This is a genomic window from Ruegeria sp. HKCCD7296 (genome assembly GCF_013110775.1).
In the GTDB taxonomy this organism is placed as follows: domain Bacteria; phylum Pseudomonadota; class Alphaproteobacteria; order Rhodobacterales; family Rhodobacteraceae; genus Ruegeria.
In genome coordinates, this window is the sequence record NZ_WVRF01000009.1 from 75,834 (window position 1) to 96,614 (window position 20,781).

Genomic DNA, 20,781 nt, shown 5'->3' on the forward strand with positions numbered 1-20,781 from the left:
AGATCGAAGCTCTTGCTCAAGGCTCACGCGGGAAGTGCGGGTGCAGGTCGTCAATGACAATTGGATGCACATGCGGGCCTGACCCGGCCAGGTGCGGGTGATCGGGCGGTAAATCCGGATGATCGTGAAGGATCGGTTCCTGATCAAGCCGCGGCCAAAGGCTGATTGCACCTACAACGCCCACCACGGACAATGTCGCCATGCTGCTGAGGGTAACGGTCGGCCCGTACACGGTCATCAGCCATCCTGCCAGTGGGTAAAGAACCAACCAGCAGCCATGCGACAGGGTGAACTGTGCGGCGAACACGGCAGGGCGGTCTTCGGGCTGCGCCGACCGGGTTAATAAGCGGCCCGAAGGTGTGAGCGTTGTGGAATATCCGAAACCTGTAAAGGCCCACAACAGGGTCAGCAGACCCAGTGACAAGGGAACAGTTGCTGCAAGAACCGCAGCGACGGCCATCGATCCTGTAGCAAAAACGGCCCCCGAGAGCATGACGCGACGGTCTTCGATCCGATCCAGAAGGCGAGGCAAAGTAAAGGCTGCCAGCATCGATCCGCCTCCGAACCCGGCCAAGGCTATGGCCACGGCGCTTTCCGACAGGCCCAGATTGGCGCGCACGATGACCACAGTGTTGACGATAACCATCGAACTCAACGCGGCTGCGCTCCAACTGAGCGAAAGCAACCCACGCAACCGGGGTGTCCTCAGATAAATGCGAATGCCGCGTGTCGTGCGGTCATAAATGCCGCGGGGTTTGGTTGGCCTTGGAGAAGGCAGCCCGACTGAAATCACAAGTAAAGCAGAAGCCAAAAAACCCAATGCAGTGCCCCAGAACAGGCTGTTGAAGCTGACAAGCAGCAGCAGGGTTGCGGCAAACATGGGGCTGAGCAAGCTTTCCATGTCATAAGCCAGGCGCGACAGAGACAACGCGCGTGTGTATTCAGCCTCATCAGGTAACACGTCAGGAATCGTTGCCTGAAAGGCAGGCGTGAATCCCGCCGAGGCTGATTGTAGTACGAAAATCAATACATAGACCTGCCAGACTTCAGTTACAAAAGGCAGGCATACCGCAACAGCAGCGCGGATAAGGTCCAGAAAAACCAGCATTTTGCGACGATCCAGGCGTTCGGCAAATGCGGCCGCCAATGGGGCGACGGTGACATAGGCCACCATCTTGATCGTCAACGCGGTGCCCAGCACAAGGCCAGCGGCGTCCCCTGCCAGTTCAAAAGCAAGCAAACCCAACGCAACCGTGGCCAACCCGGTTCCGGTCAGGGCGACGATCTGGGCGAGGAACAGGTGGCGGTAGGTGCGGTTTCTAAGAATGCTCAGCATGGTTCAAAGGTATTTCGTAATCGTTTTGAAGTCTTCGATCCCGCTGCCACCGTCTTCAGAAGACAGGCAATGGTCGATATGATCATGGATCAAAGCGCGCTTGGCATTGGTGACGGCCCTTTCAACAGCGAAAAGCTGTTGTGCGACGTCTGAACAGGGGGCGTGTTCTTCCAGCATGGCAATGACCTTGGCCAAATGACCGTGGGCGCGTTTCAGCCGGGCCGTGATTTGTGGGTGCGACTCATGTTTGTGATTTGGCATGATTTATCCTTATCCCCCCCTTGAGGATAAAATCAATTGCTTGGTGATGAAATGACCGCGATTTTTGGACGGCGTTGAGTTTATGGACCAAACCGCCTATCTCGGAGGCGAAAGCGCTCAGAGGAATAGTTGCGTGGCGAACCATTTGTACAAAAACGATCTGCCGGACGGGCTGGATTTGGGGCCCATTGTGGCCATTGACTGCGAAACCATGGGGTTGAACCCGCATCGCGACCGCTTGTGCGTGATCCAGATGTCGGGTGGTGACGGCAACAGCCATATTGTTCAGGTTGAACGGGGCCAGACCGCAGCGCCGAACCTGTGCGCCATGCTGGAAAACCCCGACGTGCTTAAGCTGTTCCACTTTGGGCGTTTCGACATTGCCGCGATGTATCACACCTTTGGCGCGTTGGCTGCACCGGTTTACTGCACCAAGATCGCCAGCCGGTTGGTGCGCACTTATACGGACCGGCACGGGCTGAAAAACCTGTGCCAGGAACTGATCGGTGTCGATATCTCGAAACAACAGCAAATGAGCGATTGGGGCGCTGAAACCCTGACGGACGCTCAGTTGGACTATGCGGCATCGGACGTTCTGTACCTGCACCGCCTGCGGGACGAATTGAACAAACGGCTGGCCCGCGAGGACCGGACCGAGATGGCGCAGGCGTGTTTTGATTTCTTGCCAATGCGTGCGAAGCTGGACCTCGCCGGTTGGCCCGAAACGGATATCTTTGCGCACTCATGACCGATACCGAAGCCTTTCTAAGAACTGCCCGACAGGTTGTCACTGATGAAGCCCGCGCCCTTGACGTGCTGGCCGAAAGCCTTGATGAACACTTTGCCGAGGCTGTGCAACTGATCCTGCAAGCAACGGGTCGCATTATTGTCAGCGGGATCGGCAAATCAGGCCATATCGGTCACAAGATTGCTGCGACTCTGGCCAGCACGGGTACGCCGGCCTATTTTGTTCATCCGGCCGAGGCCAGCCATGGCGATCTGGGGATGGTATCCAAGGGCGATGTTGTCCTGGCGATCTCAAACTCGGGCGAGGCTCCGGAACTGGCCAACATGTTGGCATTTACCCGACGCTTTGGCATTCCGCTGATCGGCTTGTCCAGTAAGCCCCAGAGCACGCTTATGAAGCAGGCGGATGTACATCTGCTGATCCCGTCAATGGGTGAGGCATGTGGCTTTGGCATGGTGCCTTCGATCTCGACGACATTGACTTTGGCAATGGGCGATGCGCTGGCGATTGCTTTGATGAAGTACCGGGATTTCAAGCCCGAGAATTTCCGCGACTTCCACCCGGGCGGTAAACTCGGCGCGCAGCTCAGTAAGGTGCGCGACCTGATGCATTCGGATATGCCTGTTGTCGCATCGGGCACTCCGATGAGCGAGGCTTTGCTGGTCATGAGCCAAAAAAGCTTTGGTGTCGTTGGTGTTACCGATGACGCAGGCCGTCTGCTGGGCATTGTCACCGATGGCGATTTGCGTCGTAACATGGACGGGTTGTTGGACAAGAGCACGCAAGATGTAATGACCCGTGATCCGATGACCATTGCTCCCAACGCACTGGCCGAAGAAGCGGTCGCGATCATGAATGATCGCAAGATCACTTCGCTGTTTGTGGTCGACCCCGAGGCGGATGGACAAGCACAGGGCTTGTTGCATATCCACGATTGTTTGCGCGTCGGTCTGGGCTGAGGGGGGGCGAAGTGGACAGATATTCCCGCATGGTGCAGTTCCTGAAGGTCCTGTTGCCGCTTGCGGCCATCGTCTTGCTGTCCACTGTCTTTCTGCTGTCCCGCAGCATCGAAACAAATGTGTCAGTGCCTTTCGCGCAAAATGACATTGATGAACGTCTGGCCCAGCAAGTCGTGACCCAGCCAAATTACCAGGGCACAACCCGCAAAGGCGAGGATGTGCAAATTGAAGCCACGCAGGCCACCCAAGGCAACGAAGGGTCAACTCCGGCAGCGTCCGAATTCCGCGGCCGGTTTGGTTTACTGAATGGCGGAACGATCACATTGGATTCCAACTCTGGGTTAATTCGTCCGGATGAGGGCACGGCCACCTTTGTCGGCGACGTGGTGATCACCACAGCGGATGGTCTTCAGGTCACAACAGATCTGCTCAACACGTCGTTGGACGAAATTCGCGGCGACACACCGGGGCAGGTGAACGGAACCGGGCCGATCGGCAACTTTTCCGCAGGGCGCATGACCTTTGGAACTGAAAAAAAGGATGGTCCCGTCCATATTGTTTTTACAGATGGCGTGAAGCTGATATACGAGCCTGAAAAGGCAGAAAGATAACCTGTGTTCGATTTTCGTTTTGTTCCTCTGTGTCTCGCTGTAATTGTGGGTGCCGGGTCCGCGACTGCGCAAGAAGCGCAGGTGGCCTTTGGTTCTGCGAATGCCGACCCAAGTCTGCCGGTCGAGGTGACGTCTGAAACGCTGAATGTGAACCAGGAAGACGGCTCTGCCGAGTTCCTTGGAGATGTCATCGTTGTACAGGGTGAAATGCGGCTGACAGCTGAACGGGTTTTGGTGATCTACAATCAGGAACGCTCGGCCATCGAACGGATGGAGGCAACCGAAAACGTGGTTCTGGTCAGCCCACCTGACGCTGCTGAAGGCGATTGGGCAGAATACACAATCGACTCGGGCGTGATCGTGATGAAGGGGAACGTCCTTCTGACACAGGGCCCCAGTGTTATCAGCGGCGATCAGATGAACGCCAATCTGACGACGGGTACCGCAACGATGACAGGGCGTGTCAAAACGATCTTGCAGCAGGGCAACAACTGATGGCGCGCCCCGAGCTTTCTGTGGCCGAGGGCAGTTCAGGCCTACGTATCGAGAAGCTGCGAAAGTCTTATCGGAAAAAGACGGTTATCCGTGAGGTTTCCATGACACTGGACCGGTCCGAGGTCGTGGCGCTGCTGGGACCAAACGGATCGGGTAAAACCACAACTTTCTATTCCGTGGCGGGTCTTGTGTTTCCCGAGGCGGGTAAAGTGACAATCGACGGCCAGAATGTCACGACCTTGCCGATGTATCGGCGCGCTCGAATGGGGATCGGCTATCTGCCACAGGAAATGTCGATTTTCCGCGGGATGAGCGTCGAGGACAACATCGCCGCCGTTCTGGACATCACTGTCGCACACGCCCATCGGCGCAAAGAGCGGCTGGAAGAACTGCTGTCTGATTTCTCTATCGAGCATTTGCGCCGGGCCCCGGCCTTGGCGCTTTCGGGTGGTGAGCGCCGCCGTGTCGAGATCGCGCGCTGTTTGGCAGCAGATCCGAAATATCTGCTCTTGGACGAACCCTTTGCAGGCGTCGACCCGATCAGTGTCGGGGATATTCGGCATCTGGTGGCTGACCTGAAAAAACGGGGAATCGGTGTTCTGATCACAGATCACAACGTCCGGGAAACGCTGGAAATTGTGGATCGCGCCTATATCCTGCATGATGGCCAGGTGCTGATGTCTGGCACACCTGATGAAGTTGTCGAAAACGAGAATGTGCGTCGGGTCTATTTGGGCGAAAACTTCCGTATTTCATAGGGTTGTGCTGAATGGCATCCGGTTCACGACGGAAATCGCGTATATACACGCCTGTTTTGATTGACTCTTCCTTCGTCTCTTGCCTCAATTGGTCTATGGCATTTACTCGGTTCCAGTCTGGATCTCGATGTCCCTTCTTCGAAGGGCAGGTTTTAAGGCAACCGCAGAAAATGTCGCGACCCCCCACCCGATAAAAACAAGTTCGTCGCGGACTGCGACGTCAGAATGGGTGTGAATTGTGAAGGAGATCACATGCGTTACCAAATCAGCGGAAAACAGATCGACATCGGCGCGGCCCTGCAGACACACGTGCAGACCGAGCTGGGCGAGGTTGTGGGCAAATATGCTCAGCGGCCAACAGATGCCAACGTCGTCTTTTCCCGTTCAGCGCATGAATATGTATGCGAAACAACTGTGCATCTGTCGACGGGCCTTACCGCCCAGGCCAAGGCGCACGCAACTGAGATTTATGCAGCATTCGAGGCATGCTGTGACAAGATGGAAACCCAACTGCGCCGCTATAAGCGCCGACTGAAGGATCACCACAAGGACCGTGCAGAGCCGGTTGAACTCTTTGGTGCGTCCTCTTATATCCTCGCCTCTGACGAATCGGACACGGCAAACGAACCCGAATCGCTGCAGCCCATGATTGTGGCTGAGATGGAGACGAAAATTCCGTCTCTGAGCGTTGGGGAAGCCGTGATGCAAATGGAACTTGCTGGCGCTCCGGTGCTGGTGTTCAGGAATGAGAACAAGGATGGATTGAACGTTGTCTACCGTCGCGATGACGGTAACATCGGCTGGATCGATCCGTAACAGGCAAGAAAACGGGACCGCACCCGCCAAGGCGGGTGCCGTTCCATGGAGCGTGATCATGGAGCTTTCGAGCATTCTCAAGCCCGAGGCAGTACGTGTACTCTCGGCCGCTTCCAGCAAGAAGCGGTTGTTTCAGGAAATCGGCGACGTCGCCGCCGCGACCCGGAGCCTTGATGCTCAGGCCGTCGTTGATTGCCTGCTTGAGCGCGAAAGCCTTGGCCCCACTGGCGTTGGGCATGGTGTAGCTTTGCCGCATGCGCGCCTGGCCGGGCTTGAAGCGGTTTCGGGCGTGTTTGTCATGCTGGAAAAACCCATCGATTTCGGGTCGGTTGATCGACAGCCTGTAGACATCGCTTTTGCGCTGTTTGCGCCGGAAGAGGCGGGCGTGGATCATCTCAAGGCGCTGGCATTGGTGTCGCGCACGTTGCGAGATACTTCGGTCTGCACCAAGCTGCGAGCGAACCCAGATCCGGTTAAGCTCTATGCGATATTGACCGAAGCTCAATCTATGCAAGCTGCTTAAAAGACTAAAAAAGCCCCCGTTTTCCGGGGGCTTTTTTAGGCAGATCTGGATCAGCCGCCGGATCCCATTTCCAGCGTCCACCAGATTTTTCCACCGCTTTCCTGATGCCAGGCGAACCCCATCTGGGTTGCCTTAGGGTCCATGATGACAGCGCGCGGTCCCGGTTCTTGCATCCAGGCTGCCAGTGTCTCGGTCTCGGTCTCGTAGGTTTCGGAAATGGCCTCGCCCAGAAATGTGCCGAAATACCCGACCCGCGCGGCCCGATCGATCGGCGAAGAACCATCTGACCCAAAGTGCCAGGGCCGGTTTTGTCGGGCCATATCCTTGGAATGCGTTGCTGCCGCCGCGTTAAGCTGAGAGTTCAACTGCACTGCCTGCAGACCCTGAGCCTGCCGCAGAGCGTTGACCGAATCCAACATACGGAACTGCAGCTTTTCCGGGTTGCCGCGAATCTTGTAAACCGTCGGCAAGGGGCGGCCATCTGCGCCAATGGCCGTGGCGCGGGTGTCAGTACATGCCGCAAGTGCGACAAAGCAAATCAACAGTAAAGAAACGATACGCGTCATGATCGACCTGATAATTGTGTTGTCACCCGGCATAGCGTGCCTGACTGCGCTGAGCAAACGTACATTCGTCATTACTCGCGTGATTCTGCCGGTTTGGTTTGCGACTGAAGCATTCTCGCAATAGAATAGGCCAGATTTCAGAACTCTCCAGAACACAGGACCCATTGTCATGGACAAAAAGCGTTTTCTGTCGCCCACACGCCGGGGGTTTCTGACCGGTGCTACCGCGTCGTTGGCGTCTCCGGCGCTGGCCCAGTACATTCCAGGTGATCCGCTGCGCCCCGCGCCTGAACCCGAGCCGCCCGTGCGTCGCAACGTGTCCGGTTTCCGGGCTTTGGACTGGCAGCCGTATTTCTCGAACACCAGAAACGGCGCTATTCTGGTCGATACCGTGTCTCGCGCGCTGCATTATTGGTCAGATGATCAATCCGTATACAAACTCTATCCATCTTCGGTGCCTTTGACCGAAGAGATGACCCGTCGCGGGCGCACCAGCGTGATCCGCAAAGTTGAAGGCCCCAGTTGGTCGCCGACACCGTCGATGAAGAGAAGAAATCCGGAATGGCCCGACTATATCCCGCCGGGGCCAGATAACCCTCTGGGAACGCACGCTTTATATCTGGGCTGGAAATATTATCGCATTCACGGCACCCACGATACGCGCAAAATTGGGCGACGTTCGTCGAATGGCTGTATTGGCCTCTTCAACGATGATATTGCTGAACTGTTTTCTATGGCGAAGGTCGGCACGCAAGTGTTGCTAATTTGACGACATTTTCCTTCGCGAAGCCGCTTAGCGCTCAAGTTGCAATTGCAATCCAGCGCCAATGCTGATTAGAAAAAAACACGAGGTAAGTCTTAGGTGCGCGGTTCCGGGCATTGGAACCGTGCAAATTCTGGAGGTTAATATGAAAAAACTCGTTCTCGCCGCAGCTCTGACCGCCGCAGCTTCGACCGCATACGCTGGCAACCTGGAAGAGCCGGTTGTTGAAGCACCTGTTGTTGTTGAAGAAACTCAAGGTTCGTCGCAGGGCATCATCCTGCCGCTGATCCTGCTGGTTGTTGTTGCTGCTGCTGTTGCTGCAAGCTAAGCCAACACGGAATTCTTGAAAAAGGCGGTGGAGCAATCCACCGCCTTTTTTATTTCCGACTGTTTGTCTCGGCCCTCGGGGATTCATTGTTGAACGAATCGCCCGTCCACCGTGGCGATCGCCCGAGCGAAATTATTCCAGCCAACCGCGCAGGTTATCTTCGACCACCTTCCCAAGGGCCGCTATGTGCGCATCGTCGTCGTTCAGGCATGGAATATAGGTGAAGGTCTCGCCTCCCGCCTCTTCAAAGCTTTCCTTGATCTCTTCGTTGATCTCTTCCAGCGTTTCGATGCAATCGGCTGAGAACGCGGGCGCGATGACGGCAATGTTTTTCTTACCCTGCTTTGCCAGATCCGCCACGTGATCCACGGTGTAAGGCTTCAGCCATTCCTCGGGACCGAATCGAGATTGGAAGGTCGAAACCAGTTGATCATCCGACCAGCCCAACCGCTCTTTCAGCAGACGTGATGTCTTGGCGCACTGGCAGTGATAGGGATCGCCTTGCTGAAGATAGCGATCTGGCATTCCGTGGTACGAACAGACCAGAATGTCGGGTTTTGTCTCCATTGCCGCATAGGCGCGCTCGACAGATTGCGCCAGCGCGTCGATGTAACTGGGCTGGTCGAAATAGGCGGGCACAGTACGAGATGCTGGTTGCCAGGCCTCTTCCATCAACGCACGGAAGAACTGGTCATTGGCTGTGGCCGTCGTTGCGCCTGCGTATTGCGGGTAGAGCGGGAAGAACAGAATGCGGTCACACCCTGCCGCCACCATTTCACGTACCTTGGACTTGGTTGAAGGGTTGCCATATCGCATACAAAAATCGACCATCACCTGATCGCCATAGCGGTCATGCATCGCTGCCTTAAGCTTGGCGGTCTGATCCTTGGTGATCGTCATCAAAGGGCTTTCGCCTTTGTCGTGATTCCAGATCGATTTATAAGCTTCGCCTGAGCTAAAAGGCCGTTTGCTTAGGATTATGGCCTGCAGAATCGGCTGCCATTTCCATTTCGGATAGTCGATGACGCGCTGGTCCGACAGAAACTCGTTCAGATAACGGCGCATCGGCCAATATGTATAGTCATCCGGTGTACCCAGATTTGCCAGCAGAATGCCGACGCGGCCCATCCTGATCTTGGGATGATCCGTAGGAGCGTGTGCAGGGCGGATAGCGTCGAACATATGGGACTTCCTGAATTTCTTATGGTCCGGCCTGAGATAAGGGGATTTATCCGCACGTCAATCAGGCAGTTTGCCCTCGGTGGTGCGCAAGGCGTCAGCCAGACGGGCTTGGGCCGATCCTGGGCGCAGGGGTTTGGGTTGGCTATCGTGCGGCGACCAACCGGTCAGACAGATCAATTCGAAAGTGGCGGTCAAGCGGCCTGAGTCGGTCGAAAAGTGATCCGCATAGATACGTTGTGCGGCCTCGAACACGGTCCGTCTGGTCGGGCGTTTTAGCCGTGCAGACAAAGCGTTGGTTTCGCCCATATGGCGCAGATCGCGCATCAGATGCCAAATGTCGCGGTATTCCGCCGTCAGAGGTATCGAATCCGCCACGGGCAAGGCCAGACCTGCCCGTTGTAGCAGCCCGCCCAGATCTCTCAGCTCGGCCATTGGTGCGACACGGGGGCTCAGCCCGCCTGTACTTTCGACTTCGGCTTGCCCCAAAGCCGCGCGCAGTTCGTGAAGTGTTTCGCCGCCCAAACATAAGACCAGCAAAAGCCCGTCAGGTTGCAGCGACCTGTGGCATTGAATCAGCTGCCCAACCGGATCATTGGCGCAATGCAGGGCCATCGCGTGGATGACCAGATCATGGGCGCCGGGCTGCAGTGCCAGAACGTCGTCATCCTGGACCAAGGTAGCTCCCGAAAAAATGCCGTCCCAAAGCTGTGGAAACGGGCTCACGATCGCAGGCGCTGTAAAGGCTTTGTTAACTATAGAGAGCCGATCCTGCGCCTCGTCAATCGCGGCGCGATGCAGGAAGAAGGCGTCATCCTGTGCACGTCCGCGGTGGCGCAGGATAGTTTTGCGATCAAACAGAGAGGGTGCGTTGGACTCGGGCAACTTCATAGCTCGCAAGTATCGCATCGCGCGGCGGATTCAAACCGCACTCGCACTGATTTACCCGCCTCGTTGTATGGGATGCGGCGCGCTTACCGCGTCAGATTTTGGCCTGTGCGGGGCGTGTTGGCGCGAAACGCCCTTTATTGGAGGCACCGTATGCGAAAGCTGCGGAGTGCCGCTGATGGGCACACAGGATGGGTATCGGATCGAGTGTGACGACTGCCTAAAAGCCCCGCCGCCCTGGAAGGCTGGCAGATCAGCGTTGCTGTATGATGGAAAGGCGCGTGCGCTGATCCTGGCTTTGAAACATGGCGACCGGCCCGAGCTAGCCCGCCCGGCAGCGCGTTGGATGGCGCAGGCAGGGCATGAGCTGTTGCGACCGGATATGGTGATTGCCCCTGTGCCGCTGCATTGGTCCCGTCTACTCAAACGGCGTTACAATCAATCGGCCCTGTTGGCGCAGCACCTGGGTCAGGACAGTGGGCTGGACTGTGTGCCGGACCTGCTGGTGCGAAAAAGACGGACACCGGTTCTGGATGGCAAAACGGCGCAAGAACGGGCCGAGATCCTGAAAGATGCGATTCGCATCCACCCGCGCAGGGTACAGCATCTGAACGACCGGGACGTGTTGCTAGTGGATGACGTGATGACATCTGGCGCAACACTGGCGGCCTGCGCCCGTGTATGCCAGGATGCAGGAGCAAATCATATTTTCGTGTTGGCTCTGGCGCGCGTTGCCAAGGATGCCTAATTCGCCCAAGATTGCGCGAAACCCAAAGGGAACGGAAAATGAAGCCGGTAGAAATCTACACCTCGCCGCTATGCGGTTTTTGTCATGCGGCCAAACGTCTGCTGAAACAGAAAGGCGTTGAATTCAAAGAAGTCGACGTGCTGATGCATCCCAAACGCAAACCCGAGATGATCAAACGGGCCGGTGGCAAGCGCACGGTACCGCAGATCTTCATCGGAACACAGCATGTAGGCGGCTGTGACGATCTGTATGAACTGGAACGTCAGGGCAAGCTCGACCGGTTGCTGGCGGCCTGATGAAGACCGCGCTGCTGCAGATCACCTCGTCGGACGATCCGGCCGAAAATCTGAACATGGTGCGCGCCATGATGGCCGAGGCGGCTGGGCAAGGCGCGCAGTTTATTTTGACGCCTGAGGTTACGAACTGTGTTTCGACCAGCACAACGCGGCAGCGCGAGGTTCTGCAGCATGAAGAAGACGACATTACCCTGGCGGGTTTGCGCGAAGAGGCCGCCAGACTGGGTGTGTGGCTTTTGATCGGTTCGCTGGGGATTAAAACCCATGACACGGATGGACGCTTTGCCAACCGGTGCTTCATGATCGACCCGCAGGGTCAGGTCGTGGCGCGCTATGACAAAATCCACATGTTTGACGTGCAGGTTTCCGAATCCGAGACCTTCCGCGAATCGAAGAACTACCGCCCGGGCGAGAAAGCCGTGATTGCCGAGACCGATTTTGGCAAGGTGGGGCTGACCATTTGTTACGATATCCGCTTCCCCCATTTGCACGCTGCTCTGGCGCAGGCGGGGGCACGCATCCTGACGGTTCCAGCGGCGTTTTCGCCTGTCACAGGGGCCGCGCATTGGGAATCGCTGTTGCGCGCCCGCGCGATCGAGACCGGGTGTTGGGTGCTGGCTCCGGCACAGACCGGAGAACATCCTAAGACGCGCGGAAAAACCCGCTACACGCACGGCCACAGCATGGTTGTCGCCCCGTGGGGGGAGGTGCTGATCGACGCAGGTACCGATCCGGGCATTCACATTTTCGATTTGGATGATAGTTCTGTGACAGAGGCGCGCCGACGTGTGCCCTCTTTGACGCATGTGCGGCCTTTCGACAGGCCCTGATCCAGAACCGGACTTATGACGGACGAAAAAAATGCCCTGGCGGTCACGCTGTTTAGCGAGATTCTGACTGCAGACCAATTGTTGCGCAACCGGCTGAGCCGGGTGCTGCCCAAGGGCATGGAAATCTCGCATTTCTCGGTGCTGAACCATCTGGTCTTTGTTGGGGATGAGCGGACCCCGGCGCAACTGGCCAGCACCTTCCACGTCACGCGCGGCGCGATGACCAACACCTTGGCCAAGCTGGAATGGGCCGGATACATCCACATCCGCCCCGACTGGGACGACGCCCGCCGCAAGATGGTGGCGATCAGCCCCGCCGGTCGGCGGGCACGGGATCAGGCGATTTCGTCGATTGCCCCGCTGATCAACCGCGTGGTCGGAGAGCTGGGGCTTGAGCGGGTCCGCAGCACGCTGCCCGTACTTCGGGATTTACGGTTGCAGTTGGAAGGGGAGTAGGATTCACCCCGGCTTTACACTCGCTGTCACATAATTCACGCTCAGATCCCGATCCGAGATCGACCAGCTCCACAAGATCGGGTTAAACACAAACCCCTTGCGATCCACCGGGTCCAGCCCGGCCTGGCGCAGTAGCTCGAACAGTTCGTCAGGTGTGATGAACTTGTTCCACTCATGCGTGCCGCGCGGCAACCAGCGCATGACCACCTCGGCCCCGAAGATCGCCATCGCATATGATTTCGGATTACGGTTTATGGTGGAACAAATCTGCAGCCCACCGGGTTTCAGCAAGTGTTGCGTGGCGGTCAGGAAGCTTTGCGGGTCGGCCACGTGTTCAACCACTTCCATGTTCAGCACGACGTCGAACTGCTCACCAGCGGCTGCCATGTCCTCGGCAGTGGTGTGGCGATAGTCAATCTCCAAGCCCGATTGTTCCGCATGGATGCGAGCGACAGGAAGATTGCGTTCGGCGGCGTCGGCACCCACGACCGCCGCGCCCAAGCGCGCCATCGGTTCACTGAGCAACCCACCACCGCAGCCGATATCCAGCAGGCGCAAACCCTCGAACGGGTTTTGCGCGGTCAGATCACGGTCAAACTCACCTGCGATCTGCTGTGTGATATAATCCAGACGGCACGGATTCAGCATGTGCAGAGGTTTGAATTTCCCGTGGGGATCCCACCATTCCGCCGCCATCGCCTCGAATTTTGCGATCTCGGACGGGTCCACAGTGTTCGGATGCGCTTGCATTCCTGTCTCCGTATGCTCTTTTACGCTTAAGGACTATATAGGGCCATAATGGACAAGTACCCGGACCAAAAGCGCGCAGTTCAATATCTGTACCCGCCGATCGACCCGTTCGATCAGCGCATGGTCGATATGGGCGATGGGCACCGTATCTATGTGGAACAATGCGGCAATCCCGATGGGATACCGGTTGTTATCCTTCACGGAGGCCCAGGGGGCGGCTGCAGCCCTGCTATGCGGCGCTATTTTGATCCGCGTGCGTACAGGGTGATTCTGTTTGATCAACGCGGATGTGGTCGGTCGCGGCCCACAGCATCGGTCGAAAACAACACGACGTGGCATCTTGTCGCTGATATCGAACGGCTGCGCGAACTGTTCGAAATTGATGAGTGGATCGTTTTTGGCGGCAGCTGGGGGGCGACGCTGGCTCTGATCTATGCGCAGACGCATTCTGATCGGGTCAGCCGTCTGGTGCTGCGCGGTGTGTTTCTGGCCACGCAGGCCGAGTTGGACTGGTTCTACGGCGGTGGGGCCGGACGGTTCTGGCCCGAGCACTGGCAAAAATTCACCGCTCTGCTGCCCGAGGGTGAGCTGGACGATACAATTGCTGCTTATAATAAGCGCCTGTTCTCGGGCGATCGCGCGACCGAGATCCTGTATGCACGCGCCTGGTCGCATTGGGAAAATGCGCTGGCCTCGATCCATACCAACGGATCGGTGGGCGAAAGTCCGGGTGAATACGCCCGCACCTTTGCGCGGCTCGAGAATCACTATTTCATCAACAAGGCGTTTCTGGAGAGGGATGGGCAGATTCTGGATCAGATGGATCGGATCGCCGATATTCCCGGACATATCGTTCAGGGGCGGTACGACATGATCTGCCCGCCTCAGGCCGCATGGAATCTGGCTGAACGCTGGCCCAATGCCGAGTTGAAGATGGTGCGGCAGGCGGGCCATGCGTTGTCTGAACCCGGCATCAGCGCCGAGCTTGTGCGCATCATGGATCGCGTGGCGGAGGGTGTGGCATGACCCGGATTGACCGCCGTGCCTTGTTTGCGTCAGGTGCCGCTGCCGCGCTTTTGGCGGCGACCGGTGCGTCCTTGGCGGACACGCCGAAGAAAGGCGGCACGTTGCGTCTGGCCGTACCGCGCGACGACAGCCTTGAACAAGTTGCACGCGGGGCTGTTTTCGACTCTTTGACCGAGATCGCGCCCGACGGAACGCTGCGGGGTGAGCTTGCAACAGGGTGGCAGACCGACGCCGACGCACGGGTCTGGACCTTTGATCTGCGTGATGATGCGGTTTTCCACGATGGTACACCGTTGGAAATTACGGACGTTCTGGCCGTTCTGGCGGAAGTTGGTCGCGCCGAAGCCATGGCCCCCAATCGCGTGCACTTGGAACTGGCTCAGGCCAATCCGGGTCTGCCCTTTATGTTGGCAGACAGCCGGTTTGTCGTCAAACGATCGGGTCAAACTGTGTCGCCATTACATGCCGCCAACGGCACTGGCTGTTACCGCGTCGAACGGGCCGAAGACGGGCGACATTTCCTCGGTCGCCGTGTGGTGGGGCATTACAAGGATGGTCAGGCCGGATGGGTCGATGCCATCGAGGTTATCGTAATTCCGGACGCGGGGGTTCGGGCCGAAGCGCTGCGCGATGGTTATGTCGATGTGGCGGCTCTGCCGGATAAGGCGGAAATGCAGGGTGTCCGCGGTCTTCGGTTTCACCCGTCCGAAGCGGACATGGCCCTTGCTGTAGCTGGTGCTGTCGGAATGCCGCGCCATATTGCAGGACCTTCGGTTTTAGACGACGGCCGTATCGCAGAACGGTGGTGGATGGCGTAAATTCGGCTGCGAATCCCGCCGGGGGTTGCAGACTCGGACCATCCTGCGTATATGCAGTTTCAACAGCGGCGCGTTGGACTTCTGGTTCAAGGCTCCACCGGAAAATTCGACGGGCCGCGCGCCCGTTTTTTTGTGCCCGATTAAAGGGTAGAGCACCTGATGACAAACGACTTGATAGCCAAAGCTGCCATTGACCGGCGACTGGCCGAGATCATCGCCCCCGTGATCGAGGATCTGGGGTACGAACTCGTGCGTATCCGCCTGATGAGCGGTAAGCAGACCACGCTGCAGATCATGGCGGACAAGCCCGACGGCGGCATCGAAGTGGACGACTGTGCCGAGATTTCGAACGCGGTCAGCGCCACGCTGGATGTCGAAGACCCGATCCTTGATGCCTATACGCTGGAAGTGTCCAGTCCCGGTATCGACCGCCCTCTCACGCGCCTCAAGGATTTTGAGACGTTTGAAGGCTATGAGGCCAAGATCGAAACGGCCGAGCTGATCGACGGTCGCCGCCGCTTCAAAGGTGAATTGGCCGGGATCGAAGGGGATGAGGTTCTGATCAACATCCCCGAGGGAGATGAGACGATCACCATCGGTCTGCAATTCGACTGGTTGAGCGACGCCAAGCTGGTCCTGACCGATGATCTGATCAAGGAAATGCTGCGCCAGCGCAAGGACGCCGGCGCCCTGAACGAAAACGCTTTCGACGAGATTGAGACCGAAGGGTCCGAAGAGGAGACGAACTGATGGCAATCACCTCAGCCAACCAGCTGGAGCTGCTGCAGACCGCCGAGGCCGTGGCCCGCGAAAAGATGATCGACCCCGGTCTGGTTGTCGAAGCGATGGAGGAATCGCTCGCCCGTGCCGCCAAGAGCCGTTACGGCGCGGAAATGGACATTCGCGTGTCCATCGACCGTAAGACCGGCAAGGCGACCTTTACTCGTGTGCGCACCGTGGTCGAGGATGAAGAGCTTGAGAACTATCAGGCGGAAATGACTGTCGAACAGGCGCGCCAGTACATGGAAGCGCCCGAGGTTGGTGACGTCTTCGTCGAAGAAGTGCCCCCCGTGGAAATGGGCCGTATCGCAGCGCAGTCCGCGAAACAGGTGATCCTGCAAAAAGTCCGCGAAGCGGAACGTGATCGTCAGTACGAAGAGTTCAAGGATCGTGCGGGCACCATCATCAACGGTGCAGTCAAGCGCGAGGAATTCGGCAATGTCATCGTCGATCTGGGCGGTGCCGAGGCTGTTCTGCGCCGCAATGACAAGATCGGTCGCGAAAGCTATCGCCCAAATGACCGCGTTCGTGCGTATATCAAGGAAGTGCGTCGTGAGGTTCGTGGCCACCAGATCTTCCTGTCGCGCACCGCGCCAGAATTCATGGCGGAACTGTTCAAGATGGAAGTGCCGGAAATCTATGACGGCATCATCGAGGTCAAGGCCGTGGCCCGTGACCCCGGCTCGCGCGCGAAGATCGCCGTGATTTCGTATGACGGTTCGATTGACCCCGTCGGTGCTTGCGTCGGTATGCGCGGCAGCCGCGTACAGGCGGTTGTGAACGAATTGCAGGGCGAAAAGATCGACATCATTCCGTGGAACGAAGATCAACCGACCTTCCTGGTGAACGCGCTGCAGCCCGCCGAGGTCTCCAAGGTGGTTCTGGACGAAGAAGCCGGCAAGATCGAAGTTGTGGTCCCCGAGGAACAGCTTTCGCTGGCCATCGGCCGCCGTGGTCAAAACGTACGTCTGGCCAGCCAGCTGACGAATCTGGACATCGACATCATGACAGAAGCCGAGGAATCGGCGCGTCGTCAGAAAGAATTCGAAGCCCGCACCCAATTGTTCATGGAAACGCTGGATCTGGACGAGTTCTTCGCTCAGTTGCTGGTGTCCGAAGGCTTTACTAACCTCGAAGAGGTTGCCTATGTCGAAATCGAAGAACTGCTGGTCATTGACGGCGTTGATGAAGGCACGGCACAGGAACTGCAAACCCGTGCACGTGAATTCCTGGAAGCGCAGGCCAAGGCAGCACTGGACGCAGCCCGTGCGCTGGGCGCTGAGGACAGCCTTATTGAATTCGAGGGTCTGACACCCCAGATGGTAGAAGCGCTGGCCAAGGACGATGTGAAGACTTTGGAAGATTTCGCAACCTGCGCGGACTGGGAACTGGCCGGTGGCTGGACCACGGTTGATGGCGAACGCATCAAGGATGACGGTGTACTTGAACCTTTCGGCGTGACGCTGGAAGAGGCACAGGACATGGTCATGACCGCGCGCATCCTGTTGGGTTGGGTTGATCCGGCCGAGTTGGAGCAGGCGGAAGAGGATGTCGACGGCGACGGAGAAGACGAGGAGGTCGAGGCCTGATCTCAGGCCTCGGGTGGCGCGTATGGGTCGCGGTGGCGTCCATAAAGATCGGTCTGACGGACCCGAACGCAAGTGCATTGCCACGGGCGAGGTTCAGCCGAAATACGGTCTGATCCGCTTTGTGACGGGACCGGACGGTCAGGTTTATCCCGATGTTGCGGCAAAGCTGCCGGGGCGTGGGGTCTATGTGGCGGCAGATCGCGCCGCACTGGACAAGGCCGTTGGCAAAAAGCTGTTTGCGCGCGGGTTCAAGGCGCAGGTTTCTGTGCCGAGCGATCTGAGCGACGAAGTTGAAAAACAGATCGCGCGCCGCGTGGTTGAGTTGCTCAGTCTGGCGCGCAAGTCTGGTGACGCGGTTGCCGGTTATGAAAAGGTCAAGACGTGGCTGGACCGAGAAGAAGCGCAGGTGCTGCTTCAGGCCATTGATGGATCGGGGCGCGGCAAGTCCAAACTCAGCACGCCGCACTTCGGAAAATACATTGGTTGGCTGACTGCGGACGAATTAGGGCAGGCATTTGGACGCCAAACGGTGATTCATGCTGCCATGGCCTCTGGCGGACTCGCCAAACGTGTTGTAGAGGAAGCGCAGCGCTTGCGTGGCTTGCGCGAAACGGATGACGGCGGCAGGGGCCGCGCGGAAGGGTAAGAAGCTTTATGAGCGATAATGACGGCAAAAAGACATTGGGTCTTCGTGGCGGGGCACGCCCCGGAAATGTGAAACAGAGTTTCAGCCACGGACGCACCAAGAATGTCGTGGTGGAAACCAAACGCAAGCGCGTGGTGGTCCCCAAGCCGGGCGCGGCAAAGCCAAGTGGCGGTGCTGCACCTTCGGGTGATCCGTCGCGTCGCCCGGCGGGTATATCCGACGCGGAAATGGCGCGCCGCATGAAGGCGCTGCAAGCAGCCAAGGCGCGCGAGGCTGAAGAGGCCGCCGCCCGTGAGGCCGCTGAAAAGGCGCGCGAAGAAGAGCGCGCCCGCCGCCGTGCGGAACAGGAAGCCAAGGAGCGCGAACAGCGCGAAGCCGAAGAGCGTGCACGCCAGAAGGCGGAAGAAGAAGAGCGCAAGCGCAAAGAGGCGGAAGAAGCTGCCAAACGTGCTGCTGCAGCGCCCGCGCCGGAAGAGCCGAAAGCGGCACGCGCTCCGACCAGCAAACCTGCGCCTGCTGCGACTCCGCGTAAACAGGATCGTGAACGCGAGCAGCGCGGTCGCGGCAAAGGTCGTGAAGATAATCGCCGTTCTGGCAAGCTGACACTGGGTCAGGCCACTGGTGGCGAAGGCAACCGCCAACGCTCGATGGCTGCGATGAAACGCAAGCAAGAGCGTGCGCGTCAGAAAGCCATGGGCGGCACGGTCGAGCGGGAAAAGGTGATCCGTGACGTGCAGCTGCCCGAGGCCATCATGGTCTCGGAACTGGCCAACCGTATGGCCGAACGTGTGGCTGACGTTGTCAAATCGCTGATGCAGATGGGCATGATGGTCACACAGAACCAGACCATCGACGCTGACACGGCTGAACTGATCATCGAAGAATTTGGCCACAAGGTCACGCGTGTTTCTGACTCGGATGTTGAAGACGTCATCAAAGAGGTCGAAGACAGCGATGAAGATCTGAAGCCGCGCCCGCCGGTCATCACCATCATGGGTCACGTTGACCACGGTAAAACCTCGCTGTTGGATGCAATCCGCGATGCGCGTGTTGTGGCGGGCGAGGCCGGTGGCATTACCCAGCATATCGGCGCCTATCAGGTGAAAACCGAGGGCGGCACCACGCTGACCTTCCTGGATACACCGGGCCACGCAGCGTTTACGTCGATGCGTTCGCGCGGTGCTCAGGTCACGGATATCGTGGTTCTGGTTGTTGCGGCTGACGACGCAGTGATGCCGCAGACGATCGAGGCGATCAACCACGCCAAAGCGGCAGAAGTGCCCATGATCGTGGCGATCAACAAGGTCGACAAGCCGGACGCAAACCCGGACAAGGTGCGCACCGATCTGCTGCAACACGAAGTGATCGTCGAGAAAATGTCGGGTGAGGTTCAGGACGTCGAAGTGTCCGCGATCACCGGTCAGGGTCTGGACGAGCTGCTGGAAGCCATTGCGCTGCAAGCCGAAATTCTGGAACTGAAAGCCAACCCCGACCGCGCCGCCCAAGGTGCTGTGATCGAGGCGCAGCTGGATGTTGGTCGTGGTCCTGTGGCCACCGTTCTGGTTCAGAACGGCACGTTGCGCCAGGGCGACATCTTCGTTGTGGGTGAGCAATACGGTAAGGTCCGCGCGCTGATCAACGACAAGGGTGACCGCGTCAAAGAAGCTGGCCCATCGGTTCCTGTCGAGGTTCTGGGCTTGAACGGCACGCCCGAAGCCGGTGACGTTTTGAACGTGACCGAGACCGAAGCACAAGCCCGCGAAATCGCCGCTTATCGCGAACAAGCTGCCAAGGACAAACGCGCCGCCGCTGGTGCCGCAACGACCCTTGAACAGCTGATGCAAAAGGCGAAAGAAGACGAGAACGTGGCCGAGCTGCCGATCCTCGTCAAAGCTGACGTGCAGGGGTCTGCCGAAGCTATCGTTCAGGCGATGGAAAAAATCGGCAACGACGAAGTGCGCGTGCGCGTGCTGCATTCGGGCGTGGGCGCGATCACCGAGACCGACGTCGGCCTGGCCGAAGCATCAGGCGCGCCAGTCATGGGCTTCAACGTTCGTGCCAACGCATCGGCCCGGAACACCGCGAACCAGAAGGGTGTTGAGATCCGCTATTACTCGGTGATCTATGACCTTGTGGACGACGTGAAAGCAGCTGCATCCGGCCTGCTGAGCGCCGAGATCCGCGAGAAGTTCATCGGCTATGCCGAGATCCGCGAAGTCTTCAAGGTCACCGGCGTCGGCAAAGTTGCCGGCTGTCTGGTCACCGAAGGTGTTGCCCGTCGTTCGGCAGGTGTCCGCCTGCTGCGCGACAACGTGGTGATCCACGAGGGCACGCTGAAGACGCTCAAACGCTTCAAGGACGAAGTGGCCGAGGTTCAGTCGGGTCAGGAATGCGGTATGGCGTTCGAGAACTACGACGATATTCGCCAAGGAGACGTTATCGAAATCTTCGAGCGCGAAGAGGTCACCCGGACACTGGATTGATCCGGTTCAAAGCGAAATTAGAGAAAGCGGCCCCCTTGGGCCGCTTTTTTGTTGGTTCTTGTTGGGTTTCAACATCTGCCGCGTGGGCAAAACCAATCTTGGATTCCGCACCTTTTCTGACGCAGCAT

26 protein-coding genes are annotated in these 20,781 nt (G+C 58.0%); 20 read left to right on the top strand and 6 right to left on the bottom strand.

The features are described 5' to 3' along the window. Positions 1–16 precede the first annotated feature (16 nt). Positions 17–1,336, bottom strand: coding sequence for an MFS transporter (locus GS632_RS13420; protein ID WP_171722113.1), 1,320 nt, complete (start codon positions 1,334–1,336; stop codon positions 17–19). A gap of 3 nt (positions 1,337–1,339) precedes the next feature. Further along, on the bottom strand, positions 1,340–1,597 hold the full coding sequence (locus GS632_RS13425) for a metal-sensing transcriptional repressor (protein ID WP_171181110.1): 258 nt from the start codon (positions 1,595–1,597) through the stop codon (positions 1,340–1,342). A 133-nt stretch (positions 1,598–1,730) separates the two neighbouring features. Between GS632_RS13425 and GS632_RS13430 the strand changes: the two genes are divergently transcribed. From GS632_RS13430 to GS632_RS13460, 7 genes are all read left to right on the top strand, one after another. Next, positions 1,731–2,345 carry a ribonuclease D gene (locus GS632_RS13430; RefSeq protein ID WP_171181112.1) on the top strand — a complete coding sequence of 205 codons (615 nt, stop codon included), beginning with the start codon at positions 1,731–1,733 and terminating at the stop codon, positions 2,343–2,345. Next, on the top strand, positions 2,342–3,304 hold the full coding sequence (locus GS632_RS13435; protein WP_171181114.1) for an SIS domain-containing protein: 963 nt from the start codon (positions 2,342–2,344) through the stop codon (positions 3,302–3,304). The genes GS632_RS13430 and GS632_RS13435 overlap by 4 nt, the downstream gene beginning before the upstream one ends. Positions 3,305–3,315: 11 nt before the next feature. Beyond that, positions 3,316–3,915 (top strand): LPS export ABC transporter periplasmic protein LptC, encoded by a 600-nt coding sequence (gene lptC, locus GS632_RS13440; protein WP_171722114.1) that lies wholly within the window; start codon positions 3,316–3,318, stop codon positions 3,913–3,915. Between the two features lie 3 nt (positions 3,916–3,918). Then, positions 3,919–4,410, top strand: a complete 492-nt coding sequence (locus GS632_RS13445) for an LptA/OstA family protein (protein WP_171722115.1) — start codon at positions 3,919–3,921, stop codon at positions 4,408–4,410. Continuing rightward, the gene (gene lptB, locus GS632_RS13450; RefSeq protein WP_171181120.1) at positions 4,410–5,168 is read left to right on the top strand and encodes an LPS export ABC transporter ATP-binding protein; all 759 of its coding nucleotides are present in this window, start codon (positions 4,410–4,412) and stop codon (positions 5,166–5,168) included. The genes GS632_RS13445 and lptB overlap by 1 nt, the downstream gene beginning before the upstream one ends. Positions 5,169–5,420: 252 nt before the next feature. Continuing rightward, positions 5,421–5,984 (top strand): ribosome hibernation-promoting factor, HPF/YfiA family, encoded by a 564-nt coding sequence (gene hpf, locus GS632_RS13455; RefSeq protein WP_171722116.1) that lies wholly within the window; start codon positions 5,421–5,423, stop codon positions 5,982–5,984. A 58-nt stretch (positions 5,985–6,042) separates the two neighbouring features. Next, positions 6,043–6,507: a PTS sugar transporter subunit IIA gene (locus GS632_RS13460; protein WP_171181242.1), complete on the top strand. Its 465-nt coding sequence runs from the start codon at positions 6,043–6,045 to the stop codon at positions 6,505–6,507. Positions 6,508–6,557: 50 nt separating this feature from the next. On the opposite strand, the gene GS632_RS13465 is transcribed toward GS632_RS13460, so the two are convergent. Beyond that, entirely contained in the window at positions 6,558–7,073 is a 516-nt protein-coding gene (locus GS632_RS13465; RefSeq protein ID WP_171722117.1) for a CAP domain-containing protein, read from the bottom strand. Here GS632_RS13465 and GS632_RS22280 point away from each other — a divergent pair. From GS632_RS22280 to GS632_RS13475, 3 genes are all read left to right on the top strand, one after another. After that, a complete protein-coding gene (locus GS632_RS22280; RefSeq protein WP_256368706.1) occupies positions 7,072–7,197 on the top strand; it encodes a hypothetical protein in 126 nt (41 codons plus the stop codon). The two genes, GS632_RS13465 and GS632_RS22280, sit on opposite strands and share 2 nt — an antisense overlap. Before the next feature lie 45 nt (positions 7,198–7,242). Beyond that, positions 7,243–7,842 carry a L,D-transpeptidase gene (locus GS632_RS13470; RefSeq protein ID WP_171181126.1) on the top strand — a complete coding sequence of 200 codons (600 nt, stop codon included), beginning with the start codon at positions 7,243–7,245 and terminating at the stop codon, positions 7,840–7,842. 139 nt (positions 7,843–7,981) lie between these two features. Then, complete coding sequence (locus tag GS632_RS13475) at positions 7,982–8,164, top strand: hypothetical protein (RefSeq protein WP_010442520.1); 183 nt, start codon at positions 7,982–7,984, stop codon at positions 8,162–8,164. Between the two features lie 132 nt (positions 8,165–8,296). Here GS632_RS13475 and hemH read toward each other — a convergent pair whose 3' ends face one another. Together hemH and GS632_RS13485 are read right to left on the bottom strand one after the other, a co-directional pair. Then, the gene (gene hemH / locus GS632_RS13480; RefSeq protein WP_171722118.1) at positions 8,297–9,346 is read right to left on the bottom strand and encodes a ferrochelatase; all 1,050 of its coding nucleotides are present in this window, start codon (positions 9,344–9,346) and stop codon (positions 8,297–8,299) included. A 57-nt stretch (positions 9,347–9,403) separates the two neighbouring features. Continuing rightward, a complete protein-coding gene (locus GS632_RS13485) occupies positions 9,404–10,234 on the bottom strand; it encodes an SAM-dependent methyltransferase (RefSeq protein WP_171181130.1) in 831 nt (276 codons plus the stop codon). A gap of 16 nt (positions 10,235–10,250) precedes the next feature. Here GS632_RS13485 and GS632_RS13490 point away from each other — a divergent pair, with 16 nt between their 5' ends. The 4 genes from GS632_RS13490 to GS632_RS13505 are packed head-to-tail and all read left to right on the top strand — an operon-like array spanning position 10,251 to position 12,561. Beyond that, positions 10,251–10,979, top strand: a complete 729-nt coding sequence (locus GS632_RS13490) for a double zinc ribbon domain-containing protein (RefSeq protein WP_171722165.1) — start codon at positions 10,251–10,253, stop codon at positions 10,977–10,979. A gap of 38 nt (positions 10,980–11,017) precedes the next feature. Next, a complete protein-coding gene (gene grxC, locus GS632_RS13495) occupies positions 11,018–11,275 on the top strand; it encodes a glutaredoxin 3 (protein WP_171181132.1) in 258 nt (85 codons plus the stop codon). Then, positions 11,275–12,105 (top strand): carbon-nitrogen hydrolase family protein, encoded by an 831-nt coding sequence (locus GS632_RS13500; protein WP_171621132.1) that lies wholly within the window; start codon positions 11,275–11,277, stop codon positions 12,103–12,105. Before grxC ends, GS632_RS13500 begins: the two co-directional genes overlap by 1 nt. A gap of 15 nt (positions 12,106–12,120) precedes the next feature. After that, on the top strand, positions 12,121–12,561 hold the full coding sequence (locus GS632_RS13505; RefSeq protein ID WP_170334681.1) for a MarR family winged helix-turn-helix transcriptional regulator: 441 nt from the start codon (positions 12,121–12,123) through the stop codon (positions 12,559–12,561). Between the two features lie 3 nt (positions 12,562–12,564). Here the strand turns inward: GS632_RS13505 and ubiG are convergent, their stop codons facing one another. Then, positions 12,565–13,311, bottom strand: a complete 747-nt coding sequence (gene ubiG, locus GS632_RS13510) for a bifunctional 2-polyprenyl-6-hydroxyphenol methylase/3-demethylubiquinol 3-O-methyltransferase UbiG (protein ID WP_171722119.1) — start codon at positions 13,309–13,311, stop codon at positions 12,565–12,567. Between the two features lie 48 nt (positions 13,312–13,359). Here ubiG and pip point away from each other — a divergent pair, with 48 nt between their 5' ends. The 6 genes from pip (at position 13,360) to infB (ending at position 20,653) form a co-directional block, all read left to right on the top strand. Next, positions 13,360–14,337 carry a prolyl aminopeptidase gene (gene pip, locus GS632_RS13515; RefSeq protein ID WP_171181140.1) on the top strand — a complete coding sequence of 326 codons (978 nt, stop codon included), beginning with the start codon at positions 13,360–13,362 and terminating at the stop codon, positions 14,335–14,337. After that, a complete protein-coding gene (locus tag GS632_RS13520; RefSeq protein WP_171181142.1) occupies positions 14,334–15,155 on the top strand; it encodes an ABC transporter substrate-binding protein in 822 nt (273 codons plus the stop codon). The genes pip and GS632_RS13520 overlap by 4 nt, the downstream gene beginning before the upstream one ends. Before the next feature lie 159 nt (positions 15,156–15,314). Further along, entirely contained in the window at positions 15,315–15,905 is a 591-nt protein-coding gene (rimP, locus tag GS632_RS13525; protein ID WP_171181146.1) for a ribosome maturation factor RimP, read from the top strand. Next, positions 15,905–17,524: a transcription termination factor NusA gene (nusA, locus tag GS632_RS13530; protein ID WP_171181168.1), complete on the top strand. Its 1,620-nt coding sequence runs from the start codon at positions 15,905–15,907 to the stop codon at positions 17,522–17,524. Before rimP ends, nusA begins: the two co-directional genes overlap by 1 nt. Positions 17,525–17,546: 22 nt before the next feature. Next, a complete protein-coding gene (locus tag GS632_RS13535; protein WP_171181171.1) occupies positions 17,547–18,170 on the top strand; it encodes an RNA-binding protein in 624 nt (207 codons plus the stop codon). Between the two features lie 8 nt (positions 18,171–18,178). Beyond that, positions 18,179–20,653, top strand: coding sequence for a translation initiation factor IF-2 (gene infB / locus GS632_RS13540; protein WP_171181173.1), 2,475 nt, complete (start codon positions 18,179–18,181; stop codon positions 20,651–20,653). Positions 20,654–20,781 lie beyond the last annotated feature (128 nt).